Genomic DNA, 25,555 nt, shown 5'->3' on the forward strand with positions numbered 1-25,555 from the left:
ATGGAAAAATCCCCCTCTTTATGCTAAAATAATAAGGAGGAGGAAGACCATGATAAAAATATTTGGTAAAGTACGCTATCATTGGCAACCGGAGTTGTCCTGGTCCATTATTTACTGGTCAGCAGCGCTGTCACTTTTTTTTATTGGGCTTTCTATGCTTTTTGAAAAGTTACAGTTATCGCGCTCGATATTAGGTCTGTTTGGCATCTTTGTCCTACTGGCTTTAGTTGGTCTTCATCGCTATTTTGTTATTGAAGATGAGAATTTGGAAATTGCTTCGGTCAACCTTTTTGCCATAAAAAAAATCCCTATTAAAGAGATTGAAAAGGTGTCGGTGACTTATTTGTCGATTGAATTGTTTTGTCGTCAATATCCGAATGGAAAAATTTTCTACATGAGAAAATGGCCTAAAAAATACTTTGTCAATGCCTTGGCTTTAAATCCACATTTTGGTGGAGAGGTAGAGTTATCAGACCATCTCATCAAGCAAGATTATTTTGAAGAATATTACGCTCAAAAAGACTAGTCTGCAATAATAGCCTTTGTCGGGCAGGATTTGCTAGCTAATAAAATATCGGTATCGTCTGGAAATGTTTTTTCAAGTTCAGAACTGTCGGAAAACAGGACGATTCCATCATCATCGTAATCAAATACTGGTGAATAGGTTTGGCAGAGTCCGCAAGCGATACATTTTTCAGGTAATAATTTAACTTTCATACTGCTATTGTAATCAAGATTTATAGAAAACACAAGGAGAAACAGTCAAATGTCACAAGAACCATGGAACGAAGAAATTTACGAAACTGCTGATAGTAGCGAATCATCACGTCGCAGCCGTAGTGGCCGTAAAAAAGCGAGCACAACCATTTTTACCATTTTAATGAGTATCTTTATTGTTCTCGTTGTGGCGATTATTGCCCTATCTGTCTACCTTTCGAGCGGAGGTAGCAAGACAAATTCGAGCCAAGAATTTTACAATACAAGTAAGTCCGCGAGTGCGAGCTCATCAAGTAGTAGCAGTTCATCATCTACTTCGACAACAACTGAAGAAAGTAGTACAGAAGCCTCTAACGAACAAACAAGCACAAGCTCTACAACAGTTGCCGCTACCGATGGTTCAACTTTGACGGTTAATGCTGGTGAAGGGGAAGCTTCTATCGCAGCCCGTGCAGGTATTTCCATGGCTCAATTAGAGAGTCTCAATCCAGACAAAATGTCAACGGGTTCATGGTTTGCCAACCCAGGTGATATCGTTCGTATCAAGTAAGGAGAATCATGAAATCTATTCAAATTGCGATTGACGGCCCAGCATCAAGTGGGAAAAGTACGGTTGCTAAAATCATTGCGAAAGATTTTGGATATACCTATCTTGATACAGGTGCGATGTACCGTTGTGCGACTTATTTGGCTCTGAAAAATGGACTGACCAATCAAGACGTACCGAAAATATTAGCTGAATTAGCCAATCATCCAATCAGTTTTGGAAAAGCAGCTGATGGCACTGCCCTTGTCTTTCTAGGGGATTGCGATGTCAGCTTGGCCATTCGACAAAATGATGTGACCAATAACGTTTCGTGGGTATCGGCGATCCCAGAAATTCGTGAAGAATTGGTGGCACAACAACGTCGGATTGCTGCTGAGGGTGGCATTGTCATGGATGGTCGTGATATTGGAACAGTTGTTTTGCCGGATGCAGAGTTGAAGATTTTCTTGGTTGCTTCTGTGGAGGAGCGTGCGCTACGCCGCTTTAAGGAAAATCAAGAAAAGGGAATCCCGACTGACTTGGAAACATTGAAAGAAGAAATCGCGGCGCGTGACTTTAAAGATAGCCACCGCGAAGCTTCACCATTGAAACCTGCCGAGGATTCTATTACATTTGACACGACAGGTGTTTCTATCGACGGTGTTGTTCAATTTATTTCAGAAAAAGCAAAAGAAATTCTTGACAAGTAGTGTATCTACTGGTATACTAGTAACAATGAGAAAAGCAGAAGTGAGAGCTTCTCGCCTTGCGACTAACGTTGTCTGGCTCTACGGTTACAATTTCTTTTGAAATGATAATGTAGGGACGGACTTGTGAGCAAGTCCGTTTCGTTTTTCTCGAAAAAAATATAAAGAGGTGAATACCATAGCAAAGCAAGATTTGTTCATCAATGATGAAATTCGTGTGCGTGAAGTTCGTCTTATCGGTATCGAGGGTGAACAGTTAGGCATCGAACCGCTCAATGAAGCACAAGCATTGGCCGACGCTGCTAACGTTGACTTGGTTCTGATCCAACCGCAAGCTAAACCACCTGTTGCGAAGATTATGGACTATGGGAAGTTCAAATTTGAGTATCAGAAGAAACAGAAAGAACAACGGAAAAAACAAACTGTTGTTACTGTGAAAGAAGTTCGCTTGAGTCCAACGATTGATAAAGGCGACTTTGATACGAAACTTCGCAATGCCCGTAAGTTCCTTGAAAAAGGAAACAAGGTAAAAGTATCTATTCGATTTAAAGGTCGGATGATTACGCACAAAGAAGTTGGAGCGAAAGTCTTGGCTGAGTTTGCTGAAGCAACACAAGATGTTGCTATTATCGAGCAACGTGCTAAGATGGATGGACGTCAAATGTTCATGCAACTTGCCCCAATTTCAGAAAAAAAATAAGCTTAGAAAGCTAAAGGAGAAAAATCATGCCAAAACAAAAAACTCACCGCGCATCAGCTAAACGTTTCAAACGTACAGGTTCTGGTGGCTTGAAACGCTTCCGCGCCTTCACATCACACCGTTTCCACGGTAAGACTAAAAAACAACGTCGTCACCTTCGTAAAGCAGGTATGGTACATGCTGGTGACTTCAAACGTATCAAAGCTATGCTTACTCGTCTTAAATAAGACAAGACTTGAAATTAGAGAATTATTCGGAGGATAAATAAATGGCACGTGTTAAAGGTGGCGTTGTTTCACGCAAACGTCGTAAACGTATTTTAAAATTAGCTAAAGGTTACTACGGTTCAAAACATCTCTTGTTCCGCACTGCGAAAGAACAAGTAATGAACTCTTACTACTATGCATACCGTGACCGTCGTCAGAAAAAACGTGATTTCCGTAAATTGTGGATCACTCGTATCAACGCGGCTGCTCGTATGAACGGTTTGTCATACTCTAAATTGATGAACGGCTTGAAAAAAGCTGAAATCGATGTAAACCGTAAAATGCTTGCTGACTTGGCTGTGAACGATGCTGCAGCATTCTCAGCACTTGCTGATGCAGCAAAAGCAGCTTTGGCTAAATAAGCTGATAAAGCAATAAATAACGGAACCTAGGTCTTGACCAAGGTTCTTTTTATATTTTGCATATTAAAATAGATAAAAAAAGAATGAACCTGAGCTTAGTCCTAGGTTCAGGTTCATTCTTTTTTTAGAATTAGCAGTTTTACGTAGGGTGACTGAATATTTTCATTCCTTTACTTTTGGGAGGTAGAAGAGCTGCTTGTCGTTGAGCTATCCGGATGAAGATCCTTGTAACTTGGCGATTTGTAGAACTCTGCCGTAGTTTTTTCACCATGCTTACTGTAGATGCTAGTTGATTTATCAGCTAATTTATCTCGGATAGCTTCTAGGGCATCCATTGAGTCTTTGTAGCTGAAGGTGCTTGTATCAACAGTTGGTAAGCCGTTGTTCAAGAAGCGAAGTAGGTCACCTGTTTGGACAGCATCGCTTGCGGCCAATTGGGCATCAGCTGCTGCTTTAGAGGCTTCTATTTCTTTTTTGGTCGATTCATCTGGATTTGTGATTTCTTGACCTGTTTCAGTATAGTAGACTTTTCCACCAGTACTAGTGAACTTCGGTGTTATAAAAGCACCAGATGTACGCGTTGCAACGACTTGTTTGTGCTGTGGTGAGAGCAAGTCTTGTCCAACTTGGATGTATTTACTTGAATCAATACCAAGTAAGTGCTCAAGGGTTGGAAGGTTGTCTACATCACCACCATAGGTATCGATGATTTTTCCTTGTTTCATACCTGGTACGACGACCATATATGGAACACGTTGAAGCATCATATTGTCATAATCCGTCCAAGTCTCCGCATCTTTTCCAAGAAGAGGAGCGAGTTCGGTGTTACGGGAATTAGAGATTCCGTAATGGTCACCGTAAAGAACAATGATGGAATTGTTGTAGATTCCGACTGCTTTTAGATAGTCAAAGAAGGACTTGACAGAAGAGTCTAGGTAGTTAGCGGTAGCAAAATATCCATTGATAGTCTCGTCAGGCGTCTCTGCAAATGGGAAGCCGAGTTCGTCACCTTTGAGGTTGGACATGTAGGGATAATGGTTGGACACCGTGATAAATTTGGTGTAGAAGGGTTGTTGCATTTGCTCCAAGTATTGAATGGAGTCAGCAAACATGTTTTTGTCGTTTAGTCCATATTGGAAGGAGTTGTCTTCGGTTTGTTTTCGGAAATAGGACGAATCGAAGAAGTAATTGTAGCCCCATTGTTTGTAGGTGTTATTGCGGTTCCAGAAGGTTGCAGAGTTCCCGTGAAAGACTGCAGAAGTATAGCCGCCTTCTTGATTTAGGATGTGTGGTGCAGCTTGGGCAGTATTGCTACCACCGTATTGCACCATGTAGGAACCTTGGGAAAGACCGAAAAGTGAATTTTCCATGGTTGTCTCGGCGTCAGATGTTTTTCCGGCCTTGACTTGGTGGAAGAAGTTAGAGAAAGCAAATGTTTCAGATGAATGGTAGAGAGAGTTGAGGAAAGGTGTTACCTCGTACTCAGAGTTGTTGACTTTTAATTTGTAGTCAATTAGAAACTGTTGGAAGCTTTCCAAATGCAGATAGATGACATTGCGTCCTTTAGCAATACCAAACAGATTTGGATTTGGCGCAGCATAGTTGGCTTTGACATACTCTTGTACTTTGACCAAGTCATCTGCAGTTGCTTCAGAGCGGTCCTTGTGAGCGTTGTAGGTTTGATTGGCATTGTAGGCTAGAAAGGCAGGCAAACCAAGCCCCCGTACAATGTAGGTATTAGAGAAACCACGGGTTAGGAGTTCAGGTCGGTCGATTTCAGCTAAGAATAGATTGGCCGAAAAAAGCATGGTAGACAGAGCTGTCACAGCAAAGCTAGCCCGTTTGTTGAAGGGACGTTGGTCCATGACAAATTTTTTCTTAAATTTTAGGTAGAAGAAGTAGAAAAAGTCACTAAAGTAAAGAATATCCCAGGGAGTGAACAATTTAAAGGCGGATTCTCCCAAGCCCCCTGCTACACTCTTACTAGCCATAATTGTCGAAATTGAAATATAATCCGAAAATTCACGGTAGTAGATGGCGTTTGAAAATAGCCAAATGAAGAGTAAAAAGTAGATGGTGCTCGAAACTCGGTAGAAAGCCTTTGTATTCTTGATATAGAGGGCCAGTCCGATGAGCAGGAGCGCCAGCGGCAAAGGATTGATGAAGGCAATGAAGTTCTGGTAAAATCCTTCTGTATCTAGTTTAAAATTCGTTGCGTAGGCAACCAAGGTTTTTACCCAGTATAGAAGAACCAGACTTAGGATAAACCCAAGTCGAGTTTGCAGTACTTCATTGAATCGCTTTTTTATGTTTTTCACAGAAATTTCCTCATACAATATCTATAAAATCACTGACTATTATACCACACTTTTTATTGGACCATGAACTACAAAAGTTTTTTTGAGATATACTAGTGAATTTGTTATAATGTAGTTTATGGAAACAGTAAAACTCAATCGAATTGGTCAAAGGAAAATCAAGCAAGGCATCTGTGTCTTGGAAGAGTCAGATGTCCTCTCTCTTCCTGTTAGCAATCAGTATGTCCGTTTGTCTGATGAAAGTGGAAAAATCATGGGGCAGGGCTACCTTTCTCAGCAAAATAAAGGAATTGGATGGGTGATTTCATCTCAACAATTTACAGCCAATCCCGCCTTCTTCCAGGATTTATTTTCCAAAGCAGAAGCCAAACGTCAACACTATGCTCAATCAGAGTTGACAACAGCCTATCGTCTTTTTAATCAGGATGGAGATGGATTTGGTGGTTTGACCATTGACTTTTATGACCAATATGCGCTCTTTACATGGTATAATGAATTTATATACTCACAAAAAGAGATGATTCTCAAGGCATTTCAAGCGCAGTTTCCACAGATTCTGGGAGCTTATGAAAAAATTCGTTTTAAAGGGCTTGGTTTTGAATCTGCACATTTATACGGAAATGAAGCGCCTGAGACATTTTTAGTGAAAGAAAATGGCGTCAACTACCAAGTATTTTTGAACGATGGTCTCATGACAGGTATCTTTTTAGATCAACATGAGGTTCGTGGAAGCTTGGTGGATGGTTTGGCCTTAGGCGAGTCCCTTCTCAATATGTTTTCCTATACAGCAGCTTTTTCTGTGGCAGCAGCCATGGGAGGCGCTGTAGAGACGACATCTGTTGACTTGGCCAAACGTTCGAGAGAGCTATCAGAAGCGCATTTTGTAGCTAATGGATTGCCACTAGACAATCACCGATTTGTTGTTATGGATGTCTTTGAGTATTTCCGTTATGCTAAACGAAAAGGACTTTCTTACGATGTCATCGTGATTGACCCACCGAGTTTTGCTCGCAATAAAAAACAAACTTTTTCAGTTGCTAAAGACTACCATCGCTTGATTGAACAAGCTTTGGGCATTTTAAATCCAAATGGTATTATTGTCGCATCTACAAATGCGTCCAATCTAACACCTGAGAAGTTCAAAAAAGAATTACAAAAAGGATTTGGCAAAACCAAATTCCGCTATTTACAAACCAATCGCTTACCTGCTGATTTTGCAGTTAATAAAAATGATGAAAGTAGTAATTACCTCAAGGTATTTACGATACAGGTAGAAAAATGAAGATAGTCGTACCGATTATGCCACGAAGTATGGAAGATGTTGAAGCGCTTGATATGGGGCGTCTTGCTGCCGCTGATTTGATTGAATGGCGTGCAGACTACCTTCCTAAGGAAGATATTTTACGGGTTGCACCAGCGGTTTTTGAGAAGTTGGTTGGTCGTGAAGTTATTTTTACGCTTCGGACTAGTCGTGAAGGCGGCTTGTTGGACATCTCAGATGCAGATTACATTTCCTTGATTAAGGAAGTTGCTAGTCTCTATCAGCCAGAGTTTATTGATTTTGAGTATTATTCTCACAAAGAAGTCTTTGAAGAAATGATGGAATTTCCAAATCTGGTTTTGAGTTACCATAATTTTCAAGAAACACCAGAGAATTACATGGAAATCATGTCTGAGTTAACGAGCTTCTCACCAGCAGTGGTGAAAATGGCCGTTATGCCTAAGACGGAGCAAGATGTTTTGGATGTCATGAACTATACTCGTGGATTTAAGACGCTGAATATGGAGCAGTCTTACGCAACCATGTCTATGGGGAACTTAGGGAAACTATCACGTTTGGCGGGTGTCTTGACAGGATCATGCTGGTCATTTGCTAGTCTGGATGAGGCTAGCGCACCAGGTCAGATTTCCCTGACGAACATGAAAAAATTCTTAGAGGAATTGGAGAACTAGATGAGGTATTTGACAGCGGGTGAATCCCATGGACCACGTTTAACAGCGATTATCGAAGGAGTGCCAGCAGGGCTTTCTCTGACTGCAGACCATATCAATGCGGACCTGAAACGTCGTCAAGGCGGTTATGGCCGTGGCGGTCGGATGAAAATTGAGACTGACCAAGTGGAAATCACATCAGGCGTCCGTCATGGAAAAACGACAGGAGCTCCCATTACACTCAATGTAACCAATAAGGACCACCAAAAATGGCTAGAAATCATGTCTGTTGAAGACATCGAGGACAAGCTAAAAAGCAAACGTCGGATTACACACCCACGCCCAGGTCATGCAGATTTGGTCGGAGGAATCAAGTATCGCTTCGATGATTTGCGAAATTCTTTAGAACGTTCATCAGCGCGTGAAACGACCATGCGTGTGGCTGTTGGTGCAGTTGCCAAGCGGATTTTGGCGGAACTAGACATGGAAATTGCCAATCATGTTGTTGTTTTTGGTGGCAAGGAAATTGATGTACCTGAAAATCTGACGGTTTTCCAAATCAAAGAATTGGCTAGTCAGTCGGAAATTTCAGTTGTCAACCAAGAACGTGAGCAGGAAATCAAAGATTATATTGACCAAATTAAGCGTGAAGGAGATACCATTGGTGGTGTTGTCGAGACAATTGTCGGTGGTGTTCCAGCTGGTCTAGGTTCATTTGTCCAATGGGATAAAAAACTAGATAGCAAGTTGGCGCAAGCAGTTGTGTCTATCAATGCTTTTAAGGGAGTTGAGTTTGGAGTTGGTTTCCAAGCTGGTTACCGTAAGGGCTCTGAAGTCATGGACGAAATTCTGTGGAATGAAGATGATGGCTATACCCGCCGTACCAATCATCTTGGTGGTTTTGAAGGTGGCATGTCCAATGGTCAGCCGCTGATCATTCGTGGTGTCATGAAGCCTATTCCAACTCTTTATAAACCGTTGATGTCAGTAGACATTGAAACACATGAGCCTTACAAGGCAACGGTTGAGCGCTCAGATCCGACGGCTCTTCCAGCTGCGGGTGTGGTTATGGAATCAGTTGTCGCAACCGTCATCGCAACAGAAGTACTGGAGAAATTCTCTTCGGATAATATGGAAGAGTTGAAAGAAGCTGTTGCAGCTTACCGTGACTACGTAAAACATTTCTAAATCACTCTGGGTAGAACCTACTCGGAGTGTTCTACTATATGGTGAACATGGAAATAAAAGGAGGTCAGATGACCAAGACAATTTATATAGCAGGACTGGGTTTGATTGGAGCATCGCTTGCTTTGGGAATCCGTCGTGACCATCCTGATTACCGTATTTTGGGTTATAACCGCGGTGAAGCATCACGAACGATTGCACTGGAAAGCAATATGGTGGATGAAGCAACGGATGATTTTGCGGCATTTGTACCTCAAGCCGATGTGATTATCTTGGCGGTGCCCATTAAGCAGACCATTGCCTTTTTGAAGGAATTAGGGCAGTTGCCACTCAAAGATACAGCCCTGATTACAGATGCGGGTTCGACCAAGGCGGAAATTGTCGCAGCTGCTGAGCGCTACTTGCCAGAGACGGCCAACTTTATCGGAAGTCATCCTATGGCAGGGAGTCATAAGACGGGGGCCATTGCGGCGGATGTTCTTCTCTTTGAAAATGCTTATTTTATCTTCACACCAAGCCGATTAACCAAAAAGGATGCGGTACCTCGTTTGATGGATCTCCTATCTGGTCTCAAGGCACGCTTTATTGAAATTGATGCTCAGGAGCACGATCGAGTTACCAGTCAAATTTCTCATTTTCCCCACATTTTGGCTTCTAGTTTGATGAATCAAGCTGGTCAGTATGCTGGTGACCATCCCTTCACCAATAATTTTGCGGCGGGTGGTTTTCGCGATATGACACGGATTGCAGAAAGTGAACCTGGCATGTGGACGAGCGTTCTCATGACCAATCAAGAAGCAATTTTGGAGCGGATAACAGAATTTCAGGCAAGACTGTCTCAAGTCGCAGCCCAGATTGCCGCCGGCGACGAGGATGCGATTTGGGCATTCTTTGACCAGGGAAGTCGGACTCGTAAGGAGATGGAAATTCATAAACGAGCGGGAGTGGATTCATTCTACGACATTTTCATCAATGTGCCGGATGAAGAAGATGTGATTCTCATGATATTGGAATTATTGCGCGGGACATCTGTGGTCAATATTCGTATCAATGAAGAAAACCGAGAAGACATCAACGGTATTTTACAAATTACATTTAAAAATAAAGAGGACTTGGAACGTGCAGCTAGAGTTGTTCGTGAAAATACAGACTACCAAGTCTTTATTGGTTAGGAGGAACCATTATGTCAACAAATATCTATGATATCGCAAATCAATTAGAGCGTGCAATCCGCCAATTACCAGAGTACAAGGTAGTGGAGCTTGCAAAAGAAGCTGTAGAAGCTAATCCAGAAGCCAAGCAAATTTTTGCGGCTTATATGGATTTCCAGCAAGAAATCCAAGCTGTGTTGCAATCAGGACAAATGCCATCTAGCGACTTGCAAGCAAAAATGCAAGAATTCGGCCGTCAAATCGAAGGTAACCCTATCTTGACCGAATATTTCACCAAACAGCAACAGCTATCCCTCTACGTTTCTGACCTAGAAAAATTAATTTTTAAACCATTGCAAGATTTGTTGTGATGGCTACAGAATGCAGGAATAGAGTTAAATTCTTATCCTGCTTTTTTATTGTTGTTCCATTATTTCAAAAAAATTTTTAAAAATGGTTGACAAAATCAGAGAAAACGGTTACAATTCAAAATATGAGAACGTTCCCATGTTTTTAGAAAAGAGGAGATATGACTACAATACGGCAAGTTGCTAAAACAGCAGGAGTTTCGACTTCCACTGTTTCTAGATACATTTCTCAAAATGGTTATGTTAGTCAAAAGGCAGCCCAGGACATTGAAAGAGCGATAAGAGAACTTAATTATGTTCCGAATTTTATGGCTCAATCATTAAAAACGAAAAAAAATCAGTTAGTTGGATTACTTTTACCTGATATATCAAACCCGTTCTTTCCAAGATTGGCGCGTGGAGTAGAGGAATTTCTTAAGGAAAAAGGCTATCGTGTCATGCTAGGAAATACCAACAATAAAGGACAACTAGAAGAGGAGTATCTAAATGTTCTATTGCAATGTAATGCAGCTGGAATTATCACAACTCATGATTTTACAAAAGAATATCCCGAAATTTCGATACCTGTTGTTGTTGTAGATAGGGTCACTCAAGAAACCCAGTATGGCGTTTTTTCGGACAATGAAGCTGGTGGACGCTTGGCAGCTGAAGCTGTTTGGCAAGCTGGCTCTCGACATATTTTACTTGTTCGAGGACCCTTGGATAAAGCGGAAAATTTGAACCAACGTTTTCAAGGGAGTTATGATTTTCTTGAGAAACATCAGGCTAAATTTTCGATTTGTGATAGTAGCAGTTTTGACTTTGACCAGATTCAGCTGGAGGCTAGGGAACAATTAGCTATACACCCAGATATTGATAGTATTATTGCACCTTCGGATATTCATGCTATCGGTTATATCCACGAGGTACTCAATTGTGGCAAGCGTATTCCAGAAGATATTCAAATTGTAGGATATGATGATATTTTGATGAGCCGTTTTGTTTATCCTGCCCTATCAACGATCCATCAGTCATCCTATAAGATGGGACAAAAGGCAGCCGAGTTAATCTATAAAATTACAAATCAGTTGCCTGTACAAGAAAATCGGATTAAATTACCTGTTCATTATGTTGAACGCGAAACAGTTAGGAGGGAAAAGGATGAGTAAAATAGTTGTTATTGGTAGTATTTCCATGGATTTGGTCATGGAAACAGACCGCATTGCACTAGAGGGGGAAACAGTTTTTGGTCAACGTTTCTCCATGGTTCCCGGTGGAAAGGGGGCAAATCAAGCTGTTGCTATCGGTCGCTTGAGTCAAGTTGGTGATGAAATTATCATGCTAGGATCAGTTGGACAAGATTCATTTGGCTCAGTATTATTACAAAATTTAAAGGATAACAATATTTCTGTGGGCAATGTGGGAACGGTACCACAATCTTCAGGTGTAGCTCAAATTACTCTTTACAATGATGATAATCGTATCATCTATTGTCCAGGAGCCAATGGTGAAGTTGATCCAAAGAATTGGACGAACGAATGGCAAGCATTTGAGAATGCAGCGTTAGTGGTTTTGCAAAATGAAATTCCGCATGAAGCAAATCGTGCAATTGCAGTATTTTGTAAGGAACACGGTATTAAGATACTCTATAATCCTGCACCTGCTCGGTCAACAGACCTAGAGTTGTTGGATTTTGTGGATTACTTTACTCCTAACGAACATGAATGTCAGGAATTATTCCCAGACGAATCACTTGAAGAATTACTAGAGCAATATCCAGAGAAATTAATCGTAACTCTAGGAACACGAGGTTCTATCTACTCAGATGGAAAAAAAATTCATCAGATTCCTGCTTTAAAAACGAAACCAGTTGATACAACAGGAGCAGGAGATACTTTTAACGGAGCGTTTGGATATGGTTTATCTCAAGGTCTTCCAGTCTTTGAAGCTCTAAAATTTGCTACACTAGCCTCTCATTTGTCTGTCCAAAAATTTGGTGCGCAGGGAGGTATGCCAACGATGAAAGAAATGAAAGAGAGTTCATATTATGAAAAAAACTGGAATTTTGAATAGTGATTTAGCAAAACTAGCGGATGACTTGGGACATACAGACCGAGTGTGTATCGGAGATTTAGGTTTACCAGTACCGAGTGAAACGCAGAAAATCGATCTTGCTTTGAAAGTGGGTGATCCCAAGTTTCAAGAGGTATTGGACGTTTATTTAGAGCATATCTTGGTTGAAAAAGTCATCCTAGCAGAAGAAATTAAAACGGCTAACCCAGAACAGTTAACAGCCATCTTAGGAAAATTAGATGCTGATGTAGAGGTTGAATATGTTAGCCATGAGGAGTTAAAAAATAGAAATAAAGAAGTAAAAGCGATTATCCGAACGGGTGAGAATACACCGTACTCTAATATCATTTTACAATCAGGAGTCATCCTCTAGAAAGGACACTTATTCATGAAAATTAACATGAAGGATATTTCCAAATCATTTGGTTCCAATCATGTATTGGAGAAAATTGATTTGACATTAGAGTCTGGGCAAGTTCATGCTCTAATGGGGGAGAATGGGGCTGGCAAGTCAACCCTAATGAATATTTTGACAGGTCTTTTTCCAGCAAGCTCAGGGACTATTGTAATTGATGGTGTAGAACGAACATTTTCAAATCCTCAGGAAGCCGAAGAGTTTGGGATTAGTTTTATTCATCAAGAAATGAATACTTGGCCTGACATGACTGTTCTAGAAAATCTGTTCTTGGGACGTGAAATTAAAAACAGTTTTGGTTTGTTGCAGGAAAAAAAGATGAGAGAAAAGGCGCAAGAGGCTTTCAATCGATTGGGGGTAATGATTCCTCTAGATGTTGCTATCGGTACGCTATCTGTTGGTCAGCAACAAATGATTGAAATTGCAAAGAGCTTGTTGAATCAACTGTCTATTCTGATAATGGATGAACCGACAGCAGCTTTGACGGATCGTGAAACAGAGCATCTATTCCAAGTCATTAATAGCCTGAAAAAAGAGGGGGTAGGGATTGTTTACATTTCTCATCGAATGGAAGAAATCTTTAAAATTACTGATTTAATCACTGTTATGCGAGATGGAATTGTCGTCGATACCAAAGAAACTATATTAACAGATCCTGATGAATTGGTTAAAAAAATGGTTGGTCGAGAATTGGAAGATTATTATCCAGAAAAGAAATCTGAAATTGGAGAAGTTGCTTTCGAAGTAGAAAATCTTTCTGGTACAGCGTTTTCTAATGTATCTTTTAAGATACGAAAAGGAGAAATTCTTGGATTTTCTGGCCTGATGGGAGCTGGTCGCACCGAGGTCATGCGAGCTATTTTCGGAATTGATAGTAAAACGTCAGGTATTATCAAAATTGATGGAAAAGCAGTTACAATCACAAATCCTTACCAAGCTATCCAGCACGGTGTAGGTTTTTTGACAGAAGATAGAAAAGACGAAGGTTTAGTGCTAGATTTCAGTATCAAGGACAATATGACTTTACCCTCAACTAAGGATTTTAGCAAGCATGGGATTTTTGATGAAAAGACAAGTAGAATCTTTGTTCAAAAATTGATTGATCGTCTAGCGATTAAATCAGGGACACCAGAGTTAGAGGTGGGAAATCTATCTGGTGGTAATCAACAAAAGGTTGTCTTAGCGAAATGGATTGGTATTGCGCCGAAGGTTCTGATTTTGGATGAGCCAACGCGTGGCGTAGATGTTGGTGCTAAGCGTGAAATTTATCAGCTCATGAATGAATTGGCGGATAGAGGAGTGCCGATTATCATGGTATCTTCTGATTTACCAGAAGTATTGGGCGTTAGCGATCGTATATTGGTGATGCACGAAGGGAAAATAAACGGCGAGTTAAGTCGTGATGAGGCTAGCCAAGAAAAAGTTATGCAACTAGCAACAGGAGGAAAATAAGTTGAAAAATATCGTAAAAAATATGCCAGAGTTGACCACTTTGATAGCCTTAATTGCATTGATGATAGTCATCACTTTTCTCAACCCAAACTTTTTAACGACCAATAATTTACTGAACTTACTCTTACAAGTCACAGCAAATGGATTTATTGCTTTTGGTATGACCTTTGTTATCTTGACAGGGGGAATTGACTTGTCCGTCGGATCGATTTTAGCCCTATCAAGTGCCTTAAGCGCAGGATTGATTGGTCAAGGTATGCCTGTTGGTCTGGCAATTGTTCTAGCAGTTTGTATGGGGGGGATATTTGGAATGTTAAATGGTCTCTTTATCTCTTTTGGGAAATTAGCACCGTTTATTGTCACCCTTGCAACCATGACGATTTTTAGAGGAGCAACCCTAGTTTATTCAAATGGGAATCCAATTACAGAAGGCCTATCAGATAGCTTCCTCTTTCAATTTTTAGGTCAGGGGTATGTTGTAGGCATTCCATTCCCAGTTATTCTTATGTTTCTAACATTTGTTATTTTGTATATTTTGTTGCACAAAACAGCTTTTGGGAAATCTGTCTACGCTCTAGGAGGCAATGAAAAAGCAGCGTATATCTCAGGTGTTAAGTTAAACAAAGTTAAAATTATCATCTATACCATTTCTGGTATGATGGCTTCTATTTCAGGCTTGATTATCACATCACGTCTCAATTCAGCACAACCAACTGCGGGTGCTAGCTATGAAATGGATGCTATTGCGGCAGTCGTACTTGGTGGAACATCTCTTTCAGGAGGGAAAGGACGTATTTTGGGGACTTTAATAGGGGCCCTCATCATCGGTGTTTTAAATAATGGTTTGAATATCATCGGTGTTTCAGCATTCTGGCAACAAGTTGTTAAAGGCATTGTAATTTTAATTGCCGTTTTACTTGATCGTTTGAAAGTAGCAAAATAAACTCGATATTCGTATAAGAATAACTTTCATACGAATACACATTATAAAGGAGTATCCCCATGAAATTTGGAAAAAAATTAAGCATTTTGGCTCTAGGTTTAACACTTATCTTAACTCTCGGCGCTTGCGGAAAAACAGGACTTGGTAATTCTTCTGGTCAAGCTAGCAAAGAAGTTACTAAAAAAGAAGCTAAGGATTTGAAGTTGGGAGTATCCTTATCTACAACTAATAATCCCTACTTTGTTGCAATGAAAGACGGAATTGATAAATTTGCTAGTCAAGAATCAGTGACAGTAAAAGTAACGGATGCTCAAGACGATGCAGCTCGTCAGGCAGATGATGTTCAGAATTTTATTAGTCAGAATGTCGATGCTATCTTGATTAACCCCGTAGATTCAAAAGCCATCGTGACAGCGATAAAAGCTGCTAATACGGCGAATATTCCTGTCATTTTGATTGACCGTGGCAGTGAGGGTGGAGAAGTTTTGACAACTGTGGCCTCTGATAACGTAGAAGCTGGGAAAATGGCTGCTGACTATATTGTCAAAGAATTGGGTGAAAAAGCTAAGGCATTTGAATTGTCAGGTGTCCCTGGTGCATCAGCAACTGTTGACCGTGGCAAAGGTTTCAATGCTATTGCAAAATCAAAATTAAATGTTTTATCAAGTCAGTCAGCTAATTTTGATCGAGCTAAAGCGTTGAATACTGCTCAAAATATGATTCAAGGAAACAAAGATGTACAAGTCATCTTTGCTCAAAATGATGAAATGGCTTTAGGTGCAGCACAAGCGGTTAAGTCTGCTGGTTTGCAAAATGTTTTAATTGTTGGTATCGACGGACAACCAGATGCCCACGATGCAATTAAGAAAGGTGATATTTCAGCGACAGTTGCACAACAGCCAGCAAAAATGGGTGAAATTGCTATCCAAGCTGCTATTGATCATTATCAAGGTAAAAAAGTAGAAAAAATAACAGTGTCTCCGATTTATCTCGTAACTAAAGATAATGTTGACCAATATAACTGGTAAGATTTTCTAGAGAAAAAGTCCTCATGCCTAATAGCATGGGGACTTTATGCATTATCTAGCACCTCTATTCAAAAAAAGGTAAATTTATTCATAAAAATCCTTGACAAACCGATTGAAAAGTTTTATTATTTTACTAACATAAAAAATGAGAAAGAGAGAAACTCAGATGAGTCAGAATTGTCAGCTTAAAACAGCCAAGCATTCTTATTACTACAGCTACTTTAGATAGTGTTTGTAGACATGTTTACATGGATGCAAACACATAAACGAAAGTTTGTATCTATGTGGCTGTGGTTGTTTAAGCTGTGCCCACTAGATGAAATCTAAACGGGCACTGAGATGATTTTTCTGTTTTTCATTTACAGCAAAATATAAGGACCGTTTGGATTTCTATCTAACGGTCCTTATTTTTATACAATTCCTATTTGAGTTTGTTGATTTCACATGAACAGGAAATGGAGATTTTACAATGAAATTTAGAAAAGTTACTCTTGCCTCTCTTCTACTCGTATCCGCGTTTGGTTTGGCGGCTTGTTCGGGTTCTTCCAAAGATAAGTCTGAACAGGTCAGCGTAGGAATTATCCAATACGCAGAGCACGGCGCCCTAACAGCTGCGCGTGAAGGTTTTGTAGAAGGCTTAGGAGAAGATGGCTACAAAGAAGGTAAAAACTTGAAGATTGATTACCAAAATTCCCAAGGAGATCAAGCCAATCTTCAAACCATGGTAGAGCAGTTGGCGGGTAAAAATGATCTGAATTTTGCCATTGCAACACCAGCAGCACAAGCTTTGCTTAATGTTGATTCGGATACACCATCGGTGTTTACAGCCGTGACGGATCCCGTTTCAGCTGGATTGGTTGATTCCATGGAGAAACCTGGTGGGAATATGACGGGTTCGATTGATGCGACAGATGTAGCTGGTCAAATCAAGATGCTTCTGAAAGTTGTGCCAAGCGCCAAGACAGTTGGAATTTTTTATAACTCAAGCGAAGTAAATTCGCAAGTTCAGGCAGAAGCAGCTCAAAAAGCATTGGAAAAAGCTGGCGTAAAGGTGCTGGTAAAAACTGTTACAACCACCAATGATGTGCAACAAGTGATGACTTCGCTAGCCGGTCAAGTAGATGCTATTTACTTGCCGACGGACAATACAGTAGCTTCTACAGCCTCCACTATCGGAGAAGTTCTAAAAGCTAAAAAAGTCCCTGCCATCGGAAGTGACGAGGCTTACCTAGAAGGAGTTCTCTTCACATACGGTGTGGATTACCATGGAATCGGTGTTCAAGCCGGTCAGATGGCTGCTAAGTTACTCAAAGGAGAAAAAGCAAGTAAGGTTCCTGTTCAAAAGCCAAAAACAGCAGCTATCGCTGTCAATGAAGACATGGCTATGGCACTTGGTTTTGATGTAGCTACGATTAAGGCGTTGAAGTAGCGATGAGGAGATTGTATGAGAGTATGGAAAAAATTTGTCACATTAGGATTAGTCGGTTGGGGTAGTCTAGCGCTGGTAGCATGTAGCCAGAAGAAGGAAACAGCAGCTAAGGAAGATGTAAAAATTGGTATTTTACAATACATGGAGCATGATGCACTGGACACTTCGCGAAAAGGATTTATTGTAGCTTTGAAGGATGCCGGTTATGAAGAAGGAAAAAATCTAAGCATCGACTACAAAAATGCCCAAGGTGATCAAGCAAGCTTGCAAACTATGGCAGAACAGCTTGCAGGGAAAAATGATTTGAACTTAGCCATTGCCACACCGGCAGCCCAGTCACTGTTAAATGTGGATACCGAGACACCAACCGTCTTCACAGCCATCTATGACCCTGTGGCGGCTTCACTGGTGAATTCGCTTAAGAAACCTGGTGGGAATATGACAGGTTCAAGTCATGTGATGGATGTTGCTAAGCAGATTGAATTGCTTTTAAAAGTGGCACCAAATGCTAAAAAAGTAGGAATTTTTCATAATTCGAGCGAAATTAACTCGGAATCCCAAGCAAAATTAGCCATTGCTGCCTTGAAAAAAGCAGGTGTGGAGCCTGTTGAAAAGACCATTACATCAAGCAACGATGTCCAACAAGCCATTACCTCTCTAGCAGGTCAAGTAGATGCCATCTATCTGCCAGCAGATAACACGGTTGCTTCTACGGCGTCTACCATTGGAGAAGTCTTAAAGAGTAAAAAAATTCCAGCAATTGGTAGTGATGAAAATTCAAGTCAGGCAGCTCTCTTTACCTACGGAGTTGACTTTTATGTCTTAGGTCAGCAAGCTGGGAAAATGGCTGTTGAAATCTTAAAAGGAGCAGATCCTGCTGATATGCCAGTTCAAGGACCAGAAGTCATCAAGATTAAGGTCAATGAAGAAATGGCCAAAGCCTTGGAAATTGACACAAAAATGATTGAAAAATTGGATGATAAGAAATAGAGGAGAACAATATGTATAAATGGGTAAAAAAAGTAGCAGTAGCCGGTCTTATCTCTGCAAGTGTCATAGCACTGGTGGCATGTAGTTCAGGTGGTAAAAAATCAACGTCAGATGCAGTGAAGGTAGGGATTTTGCAGTATATGGAGCATGATTCCTTGACTGCAGCACGTAAAGGTTTTGTGGCTGAGTTAGAAAAAGAAGGCTATAAAGAAGGAAAAAATCTGACGCTCGATTATCAAAATGCGCAGGGTGACCAAGCAAACTTACAGACCATTTCAGAACAGTTGGTAAAAGGCAATGATTTGGTATTGGCTATCGCAACTCCAACGGCGCAAAGTTTGGCAACAGCTTCGACAGAAGTACCGATTCTCTTCACAGCTGTGACGGATCCTGTATCAGCAGATTTGGTTAATTCTATCAAAAAACCAGGTGGACTTTTGACAGGAACAAGTGACCAAGCTCCGATTGACAAGCAGGTTGAGTTGTTGGGACAAGCCTTGCCAAATGCAAAAAAAGTCGGAATTCTCTACACTACTAGTGAACGAAACTCAGAAGTGCAGGTCCAAGAAGCAGAAAAATTACTGAAAAAAGCAGGTTATACAGTTGAGAAAAAAGGCATCAACTCAACCAATGATGTACAGGATGCAGCAACTAGCTTGATGACGGATGTCGATGCAGTCTTTGTTCCAACGGATAATACAGTTGCTTCTACTATGACTATGATTGGTGAATTATCTGTCACCCACAAAGTCCCAGTTATCGGTGGGTCAACGGATATGGTTGATGCTGGTGGGCTGTTGACTTACGGTACAAACTATGAAGCACTCGGACGTCAAACAGCTAAAATGGCCGTCAAAGTTCTTAAGGGAGATGAGCCAGCTAAGTTGGCTGTTGAATACCCTGAGACAGTTGAATTGCATGTCAATAAAGGAATGGCAGAAAAATTAGGGATTGATGTCTCAAAACTTTCTGTAAAATAGTAATCAATGAAATACAGTTGATCAGCTGTATTTCTAAAAAAAGGAGTATATTGTGGATCTTATTTTATCAAGCTTATCACAAGGTTTGTTGTGGTCAATCATGGCCATCGGTGTGTATTTAACTTTTCGAATTTTAGACATTGCAGATATGACAGCTGAAGGGGCCTATCCCCTTGGAGCTGCAATCTGTGCGACCGGAATTGTCAATGGAGTCAATCCTCTTCTAGCAACAGGACTTGCCTTTTTAGGTGGGATGGGAGCAGGCTTGATCTCAGGTTTCTTGCATACAAAATTAAAAATCCCAGCCTTGCTGACTGGTATTGTTACCTTGACAGGTCTTTATTCGATTAACTTGAAGGTGATGGGAAAGGCCAATGTAGCCCTTCTTCGTCAAACAACTTTAGTCACTCAATTGCGTGATTTAGGTCTGGATAAAACAGGTGCTGTTTTGGTGATTGGCGCGGTGTTTGTCCTAGCCGTTATTGGCTTGCTAACACTTCTGATGAAAACACAAGTCGGACTGGCTCTTCGCTCGACTGGGGACAATATTCCAATGAGTGAGGCCAATGGCATCAATGTAGACCGAATGAAAATCTACGGTTACATGTTATCGAACAGCTTGATTGCACTTTGTGGTGCCTTATTAACGCAAAATAATGGCTATGCAGATTTGAATTCAGGAACAGGGACTATCGTTATCGGCTTGGCGTCTGTCATTATTGCGGAGGTCATTATCCGAAACCTCAGTATTGGTTGGCGTTTGGCGTCTGTTGTACTTGGTTCCATTCTCTATCGTCTGATTATCTTGGCTATTTTGGAAATTCCAGGTATGGATGCAGATTTGGTCAAACTCTTCTCAGCTATTCTCTTGGCAACAGTTCTCTTTGTACCTGAATTGCAGAAGAAATTGAAGATTCGTAAATTGAACTTAGGATAGGAGAAATCATGTCAACAATATTATCAATTCAAGAAATTCATAAAACATTTGAAGCGGGAACCATCAATGAAAACCATGTCTTAAAAGGCTTATCATTGGATGTTGAAGAGGGTGATTTTATCTCGATTATCGGGGGAAATGGAGCCGGTAAGTCAACCTTGATGAACTCGCTCGCAGGTGCATTGACAGTGGATAAGGGCGATATTTTATTGGATGGAAAATCCATCAAGCATGTCTCAGCAGCAAAGCGGGCAAAAGATATTAGTCGTGTCTTCCAAGATCCAAAAATGGGAACGGCCTCTCGTCTGATAATCGAAGAAAATATGGCCATCGCTTATCGCCGCGGTCTCAAACGTGGATTAGGCTGGGGTGTGAAAGATAGTGAGCGCAAGATTTTTGCTGAATCTCTGAAAGAATTGGATTTGGATCTGGAAAATCGGATGAAGGTAGAAACCCAGTTTTTATCAGGTGGTCAACGCCAAGCTTTGACTCTGTTGATGGCTTCACTTGTCAAACCCAAAGTCCTACTCTTAGACGAACATACAGCGGCACTTGACCCAAAAACCAGTGATATGGTCATGGAATTGACGAAAAAAATCGTGGAAAATCACGGCTTGACTACCTTGATGATTACCCACAATATGGAAAATGCTATCCAATACGGAAATCGTCTGGTCATGCTTCACCAAGGGAAAATCGTTGTGGATGTTCGCGGAGAAGAAAAGAAAAATCTGACGGTTCAAGATTTGATGAATCTCTTCCATAAAAATAGCGGACAAGTATTAACCAGTGATGAACTAATTTTGAGTTAAAAAACACCGATTCATAGGAATCGGTGTTTAACGTATATCAGGTAATTCAGGAGAGCTTGTCCGAAGAAAGTCGAGAAAAAGGGATAGTTCTGGGGTTGGTAGGACATCATTGCGGTAAGCCGCATAGTAGATACGTGCCTTCTTCAGAGCCTCTACCTCGATAATTGCGATATCATCGAGACTGTCTAAAAAATCAAATTTTGGAATGATGGCAAGACCAAATCCTTGTGCTACTAGTCCAGCAACCGTTTCATCCTCGCTGACTTCAAAGGCGACTTGTGGTTTGCTGTTTGCCTTTTCATAAATTTGCTCAATAATAGGACGAATACCGCTTCGTTTAGAAAACCAGACCTGTGGAAAAGGTAAAGTGTCTTCAAGTGTGATACTTTCTTGATGGGCGAGGGGATGATTTTTAGGGACAATCACTACCAAATCCTGCGCAAAAACAGGAAGGTAGGAAATAGTCGGATAGTGGTCCAATTTAGAGCAAAATGCGACATCGTATTTATTTGTGACCACTCCATCGATCAAATCACCAGACATCCCACTGTCATTATGAAAATCAAAATTGATATAAGCAGTCGGATACTGGTCAAGAAATCGGCGAACTAGATTGGGCACAGCTTTTCGGCCCAATACCCGAAGAAGGGTGAGATTAAGCGTGGTCCGGCTACCGTTATTTCGTTGTAGCTGTTGGACGCCATTGTCAAGAATGGCTAATGAAGACTGAACCGTCGTATAAAATTCACGGCCAGCCTTGGTCAGTACGATATTGCGTCCTTGCTTTGAAAATAGGGATACGGTTAATTCTTCCTCTAGCATCATAATGGCATGGCTGAGGGTCGGCTGAGTGATGTGTAGCTGGCGCGCAGCATCAGTATAATGCTCCAAATCCGCTAATGTCAGAAAGTAACGTAAATGTTGTAAGTTCATAAATTCACCAAATAATTTCTAGCAATAGTGTAGCATAATTGATAAATTTTTTCTATAAATAGTTGTAAAAATATTGATTTGTTTTTCTTTTAGGGCTGGATTATAATTGAAATTGTAGAAAGTGAAAAAATTAACAAACTAAGGGGGACATGATTATGTCAGAACTTTCACCAATTACAATCAGCTCTTGGACACTCGGTGACCAATGTAAATTTGAAGATCGTGTAAAAGCTGCAAAAGAAGCAGGTTATGAAGGAATTGGTCTTCGTGCAGAAACTTATGTTGATGCCCTTCAAGAAGGCTTGACTGACCAAGACATTTTGGACATCTTGGCAAAATATGACATCAAAGTAACAGAAGTTGAATACATTGTACAATGGGCGGAAGAACACCGTAGTTACGAACAAAAATACAAAGAACAAATGTGCTTCCACATGTGTAAACTCTTTAACGTTGGTCACATCAACTGTGGTCTCATGGAAAATTACTCAGTAGAGTACACAGCACAAAAATTGAAAGAATTGTGTGAACGTGCTGGTGAATTGATCATCGGTGTTGAGCCAATGCCATATTCAGGTCTCCCTACATTTGAAAAAGCTTATGCAGTTGTAGTAGCATCAGGTTGCGACAATGCGATGTTGATTTTGGATACATGGCACTGGGTACGTGCGGATCAACCATACATTGATTTGACTCCTGAGCAAGCAGCAAAAGTTATTTCTATCCAAATCAATGACGCTTACGATCGTCCATATGCAGCTTCTATCTTGCGTGACGAATCTATGCATGACCGTCTTGCTCCAGGTACTGGTGCCAAAGATACAGCTGGCTTTGTACGCATGATTAAAAATGCAGGCATCACACCAAAAGTTATCGGGGTAGAAGTAATCTCAGATGAAATTCTTGGTCGTGGATTGGCTGAAGCATCAGCTCATACATTTGACAATACAGTTAAAGTATTGGAAGAAACTTGGCCTGGACAATTACCAGGGAAATAATGAAAACGGTTTTCGCAACTAGATAAATCTGCTATAATAATAGAATATAAATAATAGAGGAGAACAGATACATGTCAGATAAATGGTTAGGTCTTGAAGGCAAAACGGCGGCTGTAACAGGTGCCGTAGGTGGTATGGGACGTACAATCGTTCAAGAATTTGCAAAACAAGGAACGAATGTTGTCTTGATGGACATTCGTGAAGATGCCTTGGTCGAATACGCTGAAGAAATCGCAAAAGAATACGATGTAGAAACACTCGCTGTTGCGACAAATTCAACTGTAGAAGCAGATGTGGACAAGGCAGTTGCAAAAGCAATTGAAAAATTTGGTACGGTAGATATTTTGGTCAATACTGCTGCCATGCTTCGTGCCTGTCCATTGGAAGATCTTCCGCTTGAAGAATGGCGTCAAACAGTGGATATCAACTTGACAGGTTACTTCTTGGTATCACAACGTTTTGGCCGTCAATTTATCAAACAAGGTAAAGGAAATATGGTGCACATCTCAACAATCGCATCTATTTTCCCAGAAACGTACTCAGCAGCCTACAGTTCAACTAAAGCTGGTGTCAATATGATGTCTCGTCAAATGGCGGCTGAATGGGGACAATTTGGAGTCCGTTCAAACTGTATCCAACCTTGCTTTGTAAAAACACCATTGTCAGAAAGTTTCTATGCTGATCCAGCTGTAGAAGAAGGACGCAAAGCATTGACTGCAAACAAACGCATTGGGAACACAATGGACATTGCAAATGCTGTTCTTTACTTGGCAAGTGATCGTTCAGATTATACAAATGGTCATGAGCTTCGTGTGGAAGGTGGATTTGGTATCATGATGGGTGACCAAACACCAAAACCAGGCGGACGTCGTGAATTTGCTGAAAAAGAGCACAATGCCTACCTTGAACGGATCAAGGGCAATAACTAATAGCATCATAGAGCCAAGGGGCAGGCGTCCCTTTGACCCATACCGAAAGGAATTATGAATTAATGTTTAAGAATAATAAATATAACTTTACAGCATTCTTGCTATGGTCAGCTTACTTCTGTCACGGGATTCAAGCACTCTTGATTTCACAAAATGCAAAATTCTTCGCAGTAAAATGGAACTTGATTTCACAAGCAAATTTGACTGACCCAGCTAAATTAGCTGTTGCAACAGGGACTGTTTTGGCAGCTGTTGCTTGGACTGGTTGGGGTAAATTATCCTTCCTTGCTTTCTCAGGACCTTTATCAGATAAAATTGGTCGTAAACCATTGATCGTACTTGGTTTGCTTGGGTACGTGCTGATGTTTGCATCATTCTTGTTTGCAACAAACATCACTCTTGTAAACTTCTTGGCCTTCATTGGTGGGGCTATGACATCCTTCTATGACGGTGCCATTAACCCAGCCCTCTTTGAAATGTATCCTGAAAACAAATCAACAGCATCTGTTCTTGGTAAAACATTCATCTCTGTTTCATCTATCTTGTACCCATTGGTTGTTGCCTTTGTAGCGACAAATGGTCTTGCTCCTGAAATTGGTATCTGGATTCCACTCGTACTCAGTGCTCTTGTATTTGCAGGTGTTCTCTTTGCCCAATTCCCAGATTTGGATTTGCAAAAAGCAGAAGGTTTGTCTGCTTCAGAAGCTATTAAAGAATTGGAAAAACGTCAGAATGTTGCAGCTGTGGGTTCAGTTGAAAAAGCAAACCATAGTAAATTTGCTCTGGACGGAACAGTCTTGTCTATCTTTGCTTTGACAATCTACTCAAACTTCTATCTCTTCCAACAAGCTTCAAAAATTTATGCCACAAACGTATTGAACATGTCAGAAGGTGCAGCAGCATCTGTTACTTCCCTCTACCAATTAGGTGGTTTGGTAGCAACATTTGTCTTTGCAATCATGATGGCACGCGGTGTACGTGATATGGCAATCCTTGCAGTCAGCCCAATCTTTGCTGGATTAGCAGGTCTCTTGGTTTACTTTATACCATCACCAGCAACATTGACAATTGCAGGTATCATTGTTGGTTTCTGCGCCGCAGGTGGTCTCCTTCAAATGGGTAACGGCGTGCTCAACCAATTCTTTGATACAAACAAAGGTCGTAATACTTCCGTTTACTACTTTGTAATGGCACTTGGTTCAATCATCATTCCAAAAGCAGCAGGTAGCTTGATTGCAGCCGGTAAGGGTGAATTGATCATGTTGATTATGGCTGGTACAGGTATTGTATCTGCAGCACTTATGTTCTTTGCTGGTACACGTTACAGCCATATCTTTGGTGTATCACCATTCTCAAATTCTAAAAAAGGCTAAAGCCTAAAAATAAGGTTCAGGACTGAGGTAAGACCTCGGTCTTGACCTGTAT

Annotated in this window: 28 protein-coding genes and 1 other annotated feature; of the genes, 25 read left to right on the forward strand and 3 right to left on the reverse strand. The window is 40.8% G+C overall.

Annotated features, from left to right (window positions below):
• Positions 1–49 precede the first annotated feature (49 nt).
• Positions 50–526 (forward strand): EbsA family protein, encoded by a 477-nt coding sequence (locus tag J2T50_RS03915; protein WP_253363945.1) that lies wholly within the window; start codon positions 50–52, stop codon positions 524–526.
• On the opposite strand, the gene J2T50_RS03920 is transcribed toward J2T50_RS03915, so the two are convergent.
• A complete protein-coding gene (locus tag J2T50_RS03920; protein ID WP_253363947.1) occupies positions 523–717 on the reverse strand; it encodes a ferredoxin in 195 nt (64 codons plus the stop codon). The genes J2T50_RS03915 and J2T50_RS03920 overlap by 4 nt on opposite strands.
• 49 nt (positions 718–766) lie before the next feature.
• On the opposite strand from J2T50_RS03920, the gene J2T50_RS03925 reads away from it, so the two are divergent.
• The 5 genes from J2T50_RS03925 (at position 767) to rplT (ending at position 3,278) form a co-directional block, all read left to right on the forward strand.
• Positions 767–1,267 (forward strand): SAG1386/EF1546 family surface-associated protein, encoded by a 501-nt coding sequence (locus J2T50_RS03925; RefSeq protein WP_253363949.1) that lies wholly within the window; start codon positions 767–769, stop codon positions 1,265–1,267.
• Between the two features lie 8 nt (positions 1,268–1,275).
• Positions 1,276–1,953: a (d)CMP kinase gene (gene cmk, locus J2T50_RS03930; protein ID WP_253363950.1), complete on the forward strand. Its 678-nt coding sequence runs from the start codon at positions 1,276–1,278 to the stop codon at positions 1,951–1,953.
• A 26-nt stretch (positions 1,954–1,979) separates the two neighbouring features.
• Positions 1,980–2,104: a sequence feature (ribosomal protein L20 leader region), on the forward strand.
• 15 nt (positions 2,105–2,119) lie between these two features.
• On the forward strand, positions 2,120–2,650 hold the full coding sequence (gene infC, locus J2T50_RS03935; protein ID WP_253363952.1) for a translation initiation factor IF-3: 531 nt from the start codon (positions 2,120–2,122) through the stop codon (positions 2,648–2,650).
• 26 nt (positions 2,651–2,676) lie between these two features.
• A complete protein-coding gene (rpmI, locus tag J2T50_RS03940) occupies positions 2,677–2,877 on the forward strand; it encodes a 50S ribosomal protein L35 (RefSeq protein ID WP_222347870.1) in 201 nt (66 codons plus the stop codon).
• Positions 2,878–2,918: 41 nt separating this feature from the next.
• Entirely contained in the window at positions 2,919–3,278 is a 360-nt protein-coding gene (rplT, locus tag J2T50_RS03945; protein WP_253363954.1) for a 50S ribosomal protein L20, read from the forward strand.
• A gap of 170 nt (positions 3,279–3,448) precedes the next feature.
• Here the strand turns inward: rplT and J2T50_RS03950 are convergent, their stop codons facing one another.
• Positions 3,449–5,596 carry an LTA synthase family protein gene (locus J2T50_RS03950; protein WP_253363955.1) on the reverse strand — a complete coding sequence of 716 codons (2,148 nt, stop codon included), beginning with the start codon at positions 5,594–5,596 and terminating at the stop codon, positions 3,449–3,451.
• Positions 5,597–5,714: 118 nt separating this feature from the next.
• On the opposite strand from J2T50_RS03950, the gene J2T50_RS03955 reads away from it, so the two are divergent.
• The 16 genes from J2T50_RS03955 to J2T50_RS04030 all read left to right on the forward strand — a co-directional run bounded on the left by J2T50_RS03955 (position 5,715) and on the right by J2T50_RS04030 (position 21,270).
• Positions 5,715–6,878, forward strand: a complete 1,164-nt coding sequence (locus J2T50_RS03955; RefSeq protein WP_253363956.1) for a class I SAM-dependent rRNA methyltransferase — start codon at positions 5,715–5,717, stop codon at positions 6,876–6,878.
• Positions 6,875–7,549: a type I 3-dehydroquinate dehydratase gene (gene aroD / locus J2T50_RS03960; RefSeq protein ID WP_253363957.1), complete on the forward strand. Its 675-nt coding sequence runs from the start codon at positions 6,875–6,877 to the stop codon at positions 7,547–7,549. The genes J2T50_RS03955 and aroD overlap by 4 nt, the downstream gene beginning before the upstream one ends.
• Positions 7,550–8,716: a chorismate synthase gene (gene aroC, locus J2T50_RS03965; RefSeq protein ID WP_253363958.1), complete on the forward strand. Its 1,167-nt coding sequence runs from the start codon at positions 7,550–7,552 to the stop codon at positions 8,714–8,716.
• 68 nt (positions 8,717–8,784) lie between these two features.
• Positions 8,785–9,885 (forward strand): prephenate dehydrogenase, encoded by a 1,101-nt coding sequence (locus J2T50_RS03970; protein WP_253363959.1) that lies wholly within the window; start codon positions 8,785–8,787, stop codon positions 9,883–9,885.
• Positions 9,886–9,896: 11 nt separating this feature from the next.
• Complete coding sequence (locus tag J2T50_RS03975; RefSeq protein ID WP_253363960.1) at positions 9,897–10,235, forward strand: YlbF/YmcA family competence regulator; 339 nt, start codon at positions 9,897–9,899, stop codon at positions 10,233–10,235.
• 158 nt (positions 10,236–10,393) lie between these two features.
• Positions 10,394–11,380, forward strand: coding sequence for a LacI family DNA-binding transcriptional regulator (locus J2T50_RS03980; RefSeq protein WP_253363961.1), 987 nt, complete (start codon positions 10,394–10,396; stop codon positions 11,378–11,380).
• Positions 11,373–12,284, forward strand: a complete 912-nt coding sequence (rbsK, locus tag J2T50_RS03985; RefSeq protein WP_253363963.1) for a ribokinase — start codon at positions 11,373–11,375, stop codon at positions 12,282–12,284. The genes J2T50_RS03980 and rbsK overlap by 8 nt, the downstream gene beginning before the upstream one ends.
• Positions 12,259–12,657, forward strand: a complete 399-nt coding sequence (gene rbsD, locus J2T50_RS03990; protein WP_253363965.1) for a D-ribose pyranase — start codon at positions 12,259–12,261, stop codon at positions 12,655–12,657. Before rbsK ends, rbsD begins: the two co-directional genes overlap by 26 nt.
• 15 nt (positions 12,658–12,672) lie before the next feature.
• Positions 12,673–14,151 carry a sugar ABC transporter ATP-binding protein gene (locus tag J2T50_RS03995; RefSeq protein ID WP_253363967.1) on the forward strand — a complete coding sequence of 493 codons (1,479 nt, stop codon included), beginning with the start codon at positions 12,673–12,675 and terminating at the stop codon, positions 14,149–14,151.
• A 22-nt stretch (positions 14,152–14,173) separates the two neighbouring features.
• On the forward strand, positions 14,174–15,094 hold the full coding sequence (locus J2T50_RS04000; RefSeq protein ID WP_435533066.1) for an ABC transporter permease subunit: 921 nt from the start codon (positions 14,174–14,176) through the stop codon (positions 15,092–15,094).
• Between the two features lie 59 nt (positions 15,095–15,153).
• On the forward strand, positions 15,154–16,122 hold the full coding sequence (locus tag J2T50_RS04005) for a substrate-binding domain-containing protein (protein WP_253363971.1): 969 nt from the start codon (positions 15,154–15,156) through the stop codon (positions 16,120–16,122).
• Positions 16,123–16,591: 469 nt separating this feature from the next.
• Entirely contained in the window at positions 16,592–17,551 is a 960-nt protein-coding gene (locus tag J2T50_RS04010; RefSeq protein ID WP_253363973.1) for an ABC transporter substrate-binding protein, read from the forward strand.
• A gap of 15 nt (positions 17,552–17,566) precedes the next feature.
• The gene (locus tag J2T50_RS04015) at positions 17,567–18,541 is read left to right on the forward strand and encodes an ABC transporter substrate-binding protein (protein WP_253363975.1); all 975 of its coding nucleotides are present in this window, start codon (positions 17,567–17,569) and stop codon (positions 18,539–18,541) included.
• 11 nt (positions 18,542–18,552) lie between these two features.
• A complete protein-coding gene (locus J2T50_RS04020) occupies positions 18,553–19,521 on the forward strand; it encodes an ABC transporter substrate-binding protein (RefSeq protein ID WP_253363977.1) in 969 nt (322 codons plus the stop codon).
• Positions 19,522–19,573: 52 nt separating this feature from the next.
• Positions 19,574–20,458, forward strand: coding sequence for an ABC transporter permease (locus tag J2T50_RS04025; protein WP_253363979.1), 885 nt, complete (start codon positions 19,574–19,576; stop codon positions 20,456–20,458).
• An 8-nt stretch (positions 20,459–20,466) separates the two neighbouring features.
• Positions 20,467–21,270 carry an ABC transporter ATP-binding protein gene (locus J2T50_RS04030; RefSeq protein WP_253363981.1) on the forward strand — a complete coding sequence of 268 codons (804 nt, stop codon included), beginning with the start codon at positions 20,467–20,469 and terminating at the stop codon, positions 21,268–21,270.
• A 27-nt stretch (positions 21,271–21,297) separates the two neighbouring features.
• Here J2T50_RS04030 and J2T50_RS04035 read toward each other — a convergent pair whose 3' ends face one another.
• Complete coding sequence (locus J2T50_RS04035) at positions 21,298–22,203, reverse strand: LysR family transcriptional regulator (RefSeq protein ID WP_253363983.1); 906 nt, start codon at positions 22,201–22,203, stop codon at positions 21,298–21,300.
• A 155-nt stretch (positions 22,204–22,358) separates the two neighbouring features.
• Between J2T50_RS04035 and J2T50_RS04040 the strand changes: the two genes are divergently transcribed.
• The 3 genes from J2T50_RS04040 (at position 22,359) to J2T50_RS04050 (ending at position 25,503) form a co-directional block, all read left to right on the forward strand.
• Positions 22,359–23,201, forward strand: coding sequence for a sugar phosphate isomerase/epimerase family protein (locus tag J2T50_RS04040; RefSeq protein ID WP_253363985.1), 843 nt, complete (start codon positions 22,359–22,361; stop codon positions 23,199–23,201).
• Between the two features lie 71 nt (positions 23,202–23,272).
• The gene (locus J2T50_RS04045) at positions 23,273–24,130 is read left to right on the forward strand and encodes an SDR family NAD(P)-dependent oxidoreductase (protein ID WP_253363991.1); all 858 of its coding nucleotides are present in this window, start codon (positions 23,273–23,275) and stop codon (positions 24,128–24,130) included.
• Between the two features lie 62 nt (positions 24,131–24,192).
• Positions 24,193–25,503, forward strand: coding sequence for an MFS transporter (locus J2T50_RS04050; protein WP_253363993.1), 1,311 nt, complete (start codon positions 24,193–24,195; stop codon positions 25,501–25,503).
• Positions 25,504–25,555 lie beyond the last annotated feature (52 nt).

The organism is Streptococcus gallinaceus (assembly GCF_024170225.1).
Lineage (GTDB): Bacteria > Bacillota > Bacilli > Lactobacillales > Streptococcaceae > Streptococcus > Streptococcus gallinaceus.

Coding starts and splice junctions, on each gene's coding strand:
- J2T50_RS04015 (WP_253363975.1), top strand. CDS start 17,567: ATGAGAGTATGGAAAAAATTTGTCACATTAGGATTAGTCGGTTGGGGT.
- rplT (WP_253363954.1), top strand. CDS start 2,919: ATGGCACGTGTTAAAGGTGGCGTTGTTTCACGCAAACGTCGTAAACGT.
- J2T50_RS04010 (WP_253363973.1), top strand. CDS start 16,592: ATGAAATTTAGAAAAGTTACTCTTGCCTCTCTTCTACTCGTATCCGCG.
- rpmI (WP_222347870.1), top strand. CDS start 2,677: ATGCCAAAACAAAAAACTCACCGCGCATCAGCTAAACGTTTCAAACGT.
- rbsD (WP_253363965.1), top strand. CDS start 12,259: ATGAAAAAAACTGGAATTTTGAATAGTGATTTAGCAAAACTAGCGGAT.
- J2T50_RS04040 (WP_253363985.1), top strand. CDS start 22,359: ATGTCAGAACTTTCACCAATTACAATCAGCTCTTGGACACTCGGTGAC.
- cmk (WP_253363950.1), top strand. CDS start 1,276: ATGAAATCTATTCAAATTGCGATTGACGGCCCAGCATCAAGTGGGAAA.
- aroC (WP_253363958.1), top strand. CDS start 7,550: ATGAGGTATTTGACAGCGGGTGAATCCCATGGACCACGTTTAACAGCG.
- J2T50_RS03970 (WP_253363959.1), top strand. CDS start 8,785: ATGACCAAGACAATTTATATAGCAGGACTGGGTTTGATTGGAGCATCG.
- J2T50_RS04005 (WP_253363971.1), top strand. CDS start 15,154: ATGAAATTTGGAAAAAAATTAAGCATTTTGGCTCTAGGTTTAACACTT.
- rbsK (WP_253363963.1), top strand. CDS start 11,373: ATGAGTAAAATAGTTGTTATTGGTAGTATTTCCATGGATTTGGTCATG.
- J2T50_RS03955 (WP_253363956.1), top strand. CDS start 5,715: ATGGAAACAGTAAAACTCAATCGAATTGGTCAAAGGAAAATCAAGCAA.
- J2T50_RS03995 (WP_253363967.1), top strand. CDS start 12,673: ATGAAAATTAACATGAAGGATATTTCCAAATCATTTGGTTCCAATCAT.
- J2T50_RS04045 (WP_253363991.1), top strand. CDS start 23,273: ATGTCAGATAAATGGTTAGGTCTTGAAGGCAAAACGGCGGCTGTAACA.
- J2T50_RS04000 (WP_435533066.1), top strand. CDS start 14,174: ATGCCAGAGTTGACCACTTTGATAGCCTTAATTGCATTGATGATAGTC.
- J2T50_RS04035 (WP_253363983.1), bottom strand. CDS start 22,203: ATGAACTTACAACATTTACGTTACTTTCTGACATTAGCGGATTTGGAG.
- J2T50_RS04050 (WP_253363993.1), top strand. CDS start 24,193: ATGTTTAAGAATAATAAATATAACTTTACAGCATTCTTGCTATGGTCA.
- J2T50_RS03980 (WP_253363961.1), top strand. CDS start 10,394: ATGACTACAATACGGCAAGTTGCTAAAACAGCAGGAGTTTCGACTTCC.
- J2T50_RS04020 (WP_253363977.1), top strand. CDS start 18,553: ATGTATAAATGGGTAAAAAAAGTAGCAGTAGCCGGTCTTATCTCTGCA.
- J2T50_RS03915 (WP_253363945.1), top strand. CDS start 50: ATGATAAAAATATTTGGTAAAGTACGCTATCATTGGCAACCGGAGTTG.
- aroD (WP_253363957.1), top strand. CDS start 6,875: ATGAAGATAGTCGTACCGATTATGCCACGAAGTATGGAAGATGTTGAA.
- J2T50_RS04030 (WP_253363981.1), top strand. CDS start 20,467: ATGTCAACAATATTATCAATTCAAGAAATTCATAAAACATTTGAAGCG.
- J2T50_RS03975 (WP_253363960.1), top strand. CDS start 9,897: ATGTCAACAAATATCTATGATATCGCAAATCAATTAGAGCGTGCAATC.
- J2T50_RS03925 (WP_253363949.1), top strand. CDS start 767: ATGTCACAAGAACCATGGAACGAAGAAATTTACGAAACTGCTGATAGT.
- J2T50_RS03920 (WP_253363947.1), bottom strand. CDS start 717: ATGAAAGTTAAATTATTACCTGAAAAATGTATCGCTTGCGGACTCTGC.